General features: G+C 67.9%; 3 protein-coding genes and 1 tRNA gene. 1 reads left to right on the top strand and 3 read right to left on the bottom strand.

The annotated features are described in order from the left end of the window. Window positions 1–142: 142 nt before the first annotated feature. The 3 genes from glxA to AOK11_RS33660 form a co-directional block, all read right to left on the bottom strand. Entirely contained in the window at window positions 143–2,083 is a 1,941-nt protein-coding gene (gene glxA / locus AOK11_RS33670; protein ID WP_055597469.1) for a radical copper oxidase GlxA, read from the bottom strand. Continuing rightward, window positions 2,080–4,260 (bottom strand): glycosyltransferase family 2 protein, encoded by a 2,181-nt coding sequence (locus AOK11_RS33665; protein ID WP_055597470.1) that lies wholly within the window; start codon window positions 4,258–4,260, stop codon window positions 2,080–2,082. The genes glxA and AOK11_RS33665 overlap by 4 nt, the downstream gene beginning before the upstream one ends. Window positions 4,261–4,727: 467 nt before the next feature. Beyond that, window positions 4,728–4,801: transfer RNA gene (locus AOK11_RS33660), tRNA-Lys, on the bottom strand. Window positions 4,802–5,066: 265 nt separating this feature from the next. Between AOK11_RS33660 and AOK11_RS33655 the strand changes: the two genes are divergently transcribed. After that, the coding region (locus tag AOK11_RS33655) for an NlpC/P60 family protein (protein WP_167353866.1) at window positions 5,067–5,881 on the top strand (815 nt) is incomplete at its 3' end.

The following is a 5,881-nucleotide window of genomic DNA, read 5'->3' as shown; positions in this document are numbered from 1 at the left end:
CCCAGCACACACCGCGTACCGCACACCGTGTATCGCACACCGTGTATCGCACACCGCGTACACGCGTAGGGGGCGTCCTCCGTCATGGAGGACGCCCCCTACGCGTGTGCCCGTACGTGCCGGGCGCGGGCTGCCGGTCCGGTTACGGCACCTGCACCCACTGGGCCTTGCTCGGTGTCCCGTCCGCGGTGGTGGCGAACATCATGTACCAGCCCGCCTGGACCAGGTTCCGGCTCTCCGGCATGGTCACCGTCAGCTTGTCGCCGTCGGTCTCGAAGTCGAGGGCGACGGAACGCTGGTCCACGTCGGTGACGTGGGTCGAGGCGCTCGGCCGGATCAGCCGGACCTTCTTGATCGACGCGGCGTCCTTCGAGGTGAAGGTGCCGGACTCGCCGTGCTTGATGGTCTGCGGGCCGCCCGACAGGTCGGGCTGCGCGTTCTCCCCGTAGAGGTACGGCGGCGTGTAGATCTCGATGCGCTGCTCGAACGTGCCCGGCTTGGTGTTGGCCTTGTCGCCGTAGAGGGAGTCCGAACCGAAGAACATCACGCGGCCGTCGGGCAGCAGGATCGAGCCGGAGTGGTAGTTGCGGCCCACCAGCGGGTCGGCGACGCGCTTGAGGTCGTTCTTCGCCGTGTCGTAGATCCGTGCCTCGAGGATGTTGGAGTCGCCGCGCCCCCGGTAGTCCTCCGAGCCGCCCGAGATCAGCACGCTGTCGTCGGGCAGGACCGAGGCCTGCGGGTAGCGGGTGCCCTTGTCCATCGAGGGGCCGTCCTCGAAGCGCGGGTTGTCGGCCTTGAGGTCGACGATCCGGGTCTTCTCACTGGCCAGAGGGGACTCGCCGACCCCGCCGCCGCCGATCACCATGTACTTCTCGTCCTGCGCCGGGGGCAGCAGCACGGTGTTGGCCGTCTCCAGCATGTTGGCGTCGCTCATGCCGGGGATCTTGGTGAACTTGTTGGTCTCCACGTCCCAGATGCCCGGGTCGCGGCCCACGTCGTCGGGGCCGTAGCCGGCGTTCGCACCCGAGTAGAAGATCTTGCTGTTCTCCATGAGGAACAGCGCAGGGTAGGTCGGGAACTGACGGACCTTGTCCGTGTAGGTCCACTTCTTGGTCTCGGGGTCGTAGATCTCGTTCTTGCCCGGGACCAGCTGGCCGATGTCGTCGAGGCCGGAGACGCTGAGGATCTTGCCGTCGCTCAGGGTGGTGAGCGTCGGGTACCAGCGGGCCTCCTTCATCGGGTCGACCTTGATGTACTTCTCCGCCACCGGGTCGAACTCGAAGGCGTCGTCGATGCCCTGGAAGTCCTTCTTGTCCAGGGCGAGTTTCTCGGCGATGCCGTACGTGTTCTGCGCGTCCTCGCCGCTGAGACCCTGCACGGTGTAGTTGTCCTGCGTGCCGGTCTGGTACTTGGCGCCTTCCTTCTGCGCCTCGACGTAGGTGCGGCCGTAGCCCGGGGTGTTGCCCAGGAACTCGCCGGTCTCCTTGTCGAAGTTCTTCTTGGCGCGCGGGACGAGCACCGGGTCCTTGGAGACGAACGTCTTGCCGTTCTCCTTGCCGACGAACTTGGTGCCCGCCGGCAGGGTGATCGGCTTGTCCGGGTTCTCGTTGTGGACGACCATCAGGCCGCCCGCCTTCGTCACGTCACCCTTGAGCTTCTCGTACCGCTTGGTGCCGCCGGCGATCAGCAGGTTGCCGTTGGCGAGCTGGGTGTGGCCGGTGCAGAACAGGTCGGTCGGCGTCGGCACCTTCTTGATGGTCTTCTTGACCGGGTCCCAGATACGGGTGTCGTACTGCTTGGCGTCGAAGTTGTCCTGGTTGTTCCCGGAGCCCGCGACGAGCAGCACCTTGCCGGTGTGCAGCAGCGCCGCGTGAATGGTGTTCTGGCGGTACTTCTCCGGGAACTCGACGATCTCCCAGCGGCCGTTCTCCGCCTTGTACTCCGGCTTGTTGATCTTGTACTGGTGGTATTTCTCGGACCCTTCGCGGTACAGCCAGGGCCCGTTCATGCCGGCCAGCGCGAGTACCACCGCGGTGCCTATCGCGATCCGACGGGCGCGACGGCGGCCTGCACGGTCGTTCATTCCTTACGTCCCCCAAGTCCACCCAGGGCGATCTGCATCGTCTGGTCGTTGCCGGAGCTGTTCCCGGCATCTGTCGCTCCACCCGGTCCCGCCGGGCCGCCCGGCTCTTCCTGCCCCGCCGGTCCGCCGTGGGAGGCGGCCCAGCTGGGCCGGTCCTGCCGGCCGTGCGCGGCGTGCGGCTGCTGCTGGGCGTGCTGCCCGTACTGCTGAGCCTGAGCCTGGTACTGCTGCCCCTGATAGGGACCAGGGGCCTGCGCCTGCTGCTGCACCCGCGGGAGCGTCTGCAACTGCTGGGTCGCGGGCTCGTGGGCGAAGTCCTTCGGCGGGTCCGCCGCCGGCCGGTCGGCCGGGATCTGGCCCGCCGCATGGGCGCCGGGCGGCTTCTTCCTGTCCTGGCGCATACCGTGCCGCCAGACGAACATGGGTGCGGCCGTGATCAGCAGGGCGAACGTCGCCCAGATGATCATCGCCGGGTGCGAGTGCCCGTAGACGAAGCCGGCGGTGATGGAGCCACCGAAGATCAGGATGAAGTACCAGTGGTACCGGAAGGTGCCGAACCAGGTGTCCGGGCTGGCCGAGTCGCCCTTGGGCGTCACCACGAACTTGCTCTTGCGGCGCAGGGCGGAGTCGATCAGGGCCTTCGCGTAGAGCGGTGCCGACAGCGCGGACATGATCATACCGGCCACGCCGCCGGAGCCCTCCGGCTCGTGCGGGGAGACGTTGTGGCGGCGGTTCCAGATGTAGAGGCCGATCTGGAGCGCGGAGGCGTTGCCGTAGAGCATCAGCCAGACCGCGGGGTCGATGTTCACACCCGAGGCGCCCAGGCCCAGGAACAGCGCACAGCTCAGTGCGGCCAGGATCCAGTTGAGGGCCGACATCGGGTAGAAGATGATCATCATGGTGTAGTTGAAGAGCTTGCTCGGCGGCAGCGAGTACCAGCCCTTCCAGTACTGCTTGAGGATCGTCTCGTACGTTCCCCTCGACCAGCGCATCTGCTGGGTGAAGAAGTCCGTCCAGGCGTTGGGGCCCTCACCGACCGCGAGCACGTCCGGGGTGTAGACCGAGCGCCACTTCTTGCCCGTCGCCGGGTTCTTGGCGCGGTGCATCTCGAAGCCGGTCGCCATGTCCTCGGTGATCGAGTCGTACAGGCCGCCGATCTGCTTGAGCGCCTTGATGCGCACGGCGTTGGACGTGCCGACGAACATGGGGGAGCCGTAGCGGTTGCCGGCCCGCTGGATGAGCGCGTGGAAGAGGAACTGCTGCGACTCGGCGGCCTTGGTGACGAAGTTGTCGTAGTTCCCGTAGACCTGCGGGCCGATGACGAAGCCGACGTTCGGGTCGCGGAAGAAGCCGAGCATCCGCTCCAGGTAGTTCGCCAGCGGAATGTGGTCGGTGTCCACCGAGGCGAAGAACTCGTAGTCGTCGCCGTGCGCGTCGAGCCAGGCGTTGTAGTTGCCGTGCTTGGTCTTGGCGCGGTGCGGGCCCTTGGCCTGGTTCCACTTCGCGACGCCCTTGCGGGAGAAGTGGTGCACACCGAGGCGCGCGCAGACCTCCTTCACCTCGGGGTCGTCGCCCTCGTCGAGCAGCCAGACGTGCATGGTGCCCCGGTGGCGGATCTTGACCGCGGCCTCCAGGGTCTTCGTCACCATCTCCAGCGGCTCCTTGCCGGGCACGAAGGAGGTGAGGAAGGCGACCCGGGTGCCGGTCTCGGGCACGACGGGGATCGGGTCGCGGGCGACCAGCGTGGCGTGCGCGTTGGACAGCACGTTCATGCAGCGGAAGAGCTCGATCAGACCGATCGAGACGAGCATCACGACGTCGAGGGCGGGCAGCCAGTCGAACGCCGGGTAGTCGCGCTCCGTCCAGTGCGCGGGCTGGAGCAGCCACACCAGCAGCACCACCGACAGCAGGGGGGCCGCGGCCAGCATCAGCGCGATGCGGATGCGGTGCGGCTCCTGCGAGATCAGCGAGCGGTACTGCACCGTGTACGGCTTGTTCGGGTCGGGCTGGGTGAGGGGCCCCGCGAGCCGGCTGTAATGCTCGTAGTCGTATCTCGGCAGCGTCTTCTTGATCCGGCGGAAAGCGCCCGTGTTTCCGGTCCGGTGCGCAGGCACCCTGAGCTGGGTGGTCTGGGACGGGTCGTCGTCCCTCTGGGCGCCCGACGGCGTCGACGTCATGAGTGTCATCCCCCCACACACGGTCTCGCCGCGTGTTTCGTCGCTTCTTTCCGCCCGTGTCCGGTCCCCCTCGACCTTTCCGGGCGCGTCAATGGTGGATCGCTGTCACCACGGCACCCACACCATATAGACACGGCACAGCGCTCCCTGCGGTTGCGTGACGCGTCCCCCGCGGCATCACCCGGAGGGCGGGACACCTTGTCCCGCACCGTCCGCAACCGGTCTTTCGCCCCCCAACAGCCGCGAACCCGCGGCATCGTGAAGGAACCAGGTTGGACGGGTTTCATCATGATCGCAAGGTGGGAAATCCGGTGCCCGCCGGTCATATGGTCCCATTGTGATTTCTGGGGGAGTCGCGTGGGGCTCATGTTCCATACGTGTGACGAAGGGGAGGCGTTCAGCGGGTGCGAGGGGATTTCCGGCCAAAAGCTACGGGCCCCTCGATAACGAGGAGCCCGTGCTGTCGGTGCGCCGCCAGGGACTCGAACCCCGGACCCGCTGATTAAGAGTCAGCTGCTCTAACCAACTGAGCTAGCGGCGCTCGCTGACCCCGTAACTGTACCGGACCCCGCGAGGTGCTTCCGACCGCCCCGCGGGGCGGAGCTCCGGGTTCCGCCCGCCGCCGGCGCCCGTGCCGGCGCGCTTGCATCATTCGGACCGTCAGGATGCGTGCCCCGTGGACAGTTGAGAAGCTGATCTTTATGTACAGACGTGACTTATTTCACCGGGCGTGTGAGCGGACAAGTGGCCGGAACCGTGAGGGGAGTCGCATGGACCGCTCGGACGGCGGGGTGTGCGGGGAGCGCATGGAGTCCCCGGTGTTCGAGGAGTTCGATCCCGCGAGCGACTGCGGCTGCCCCGGCTGTGTCCACGGGCGGCGTGCGCTCGTGCCTCCCCGCCCGCCGGCCGTCCGTACAGCCGGTCGGCGAGCGGTGTTCCGCCCCCTCCTCGTGGCCGCCGCGGCGTCGGCGGTGATCGGCGCGTGCGCGGTCCCCGCCCTGGCCGCACCGCACACCGCCGGCCGGCCCGGCCTTCCCGGAGTCCCGGGCGCCCCCGCCGACGAGGAGCCCGCCACCCCGCAGGGGCCGAGGGGGCCGCTGTACGGCCCCGACGGCCGGACGACCGATCCCGCGGACCCCGTGGACCCCCCGCCCCCGTCGTCGGTCCGCGCGATCACCCGTGCGGACATCGTCGAACGGGCCGAGAGATGGGTCGCCGCGAAGGTTCCGTACAGCATGTCCGCGTACTGGTCCGACGGTTACCGGCAGGACTGCTCGGGCTTCGTCTCGATGGCGTGGAACCTGCCCGCGAACGAGTGGACCGGAAGCCTCGGACAGTACGCGCAGAAGATCACCAAGGCGGAACTCCAGCCGGGGGACATGCTGCTGTTCCACAACGCGGCCGACCCGCAGGGCGGCTCCCACGTCGTCCTCTTCGGCGGCTGGACGGACAGCACGCGCACCGCCTACGTCGCCTACGAGCAGACCCGCCCGAACACGCTCCGGCGGTCCACCCCGTACGCCTACTGGAACAACTCCGCGGGCTACGTCCCGTACCGGTACCTGGGCGTGACCGCTTCCGCCCGCTGGGGGACCCTCATGGGCGGAAGCGGTCACGCCCA

The organism is Streptomyces hirsutus (assembly GCF_001418415.1).
Taxonomy (GTDB): Bacteria; Actinomycetota; Actinomycetes; order Streptomycetales; family Streptomycetaceae; genus Streptomyces; species Streptomyces hirsutus.
Note: the sequence above shows the minus strand (reverse complement) of the source record. Positions and strands in the feature narration are given on the sequence as shown.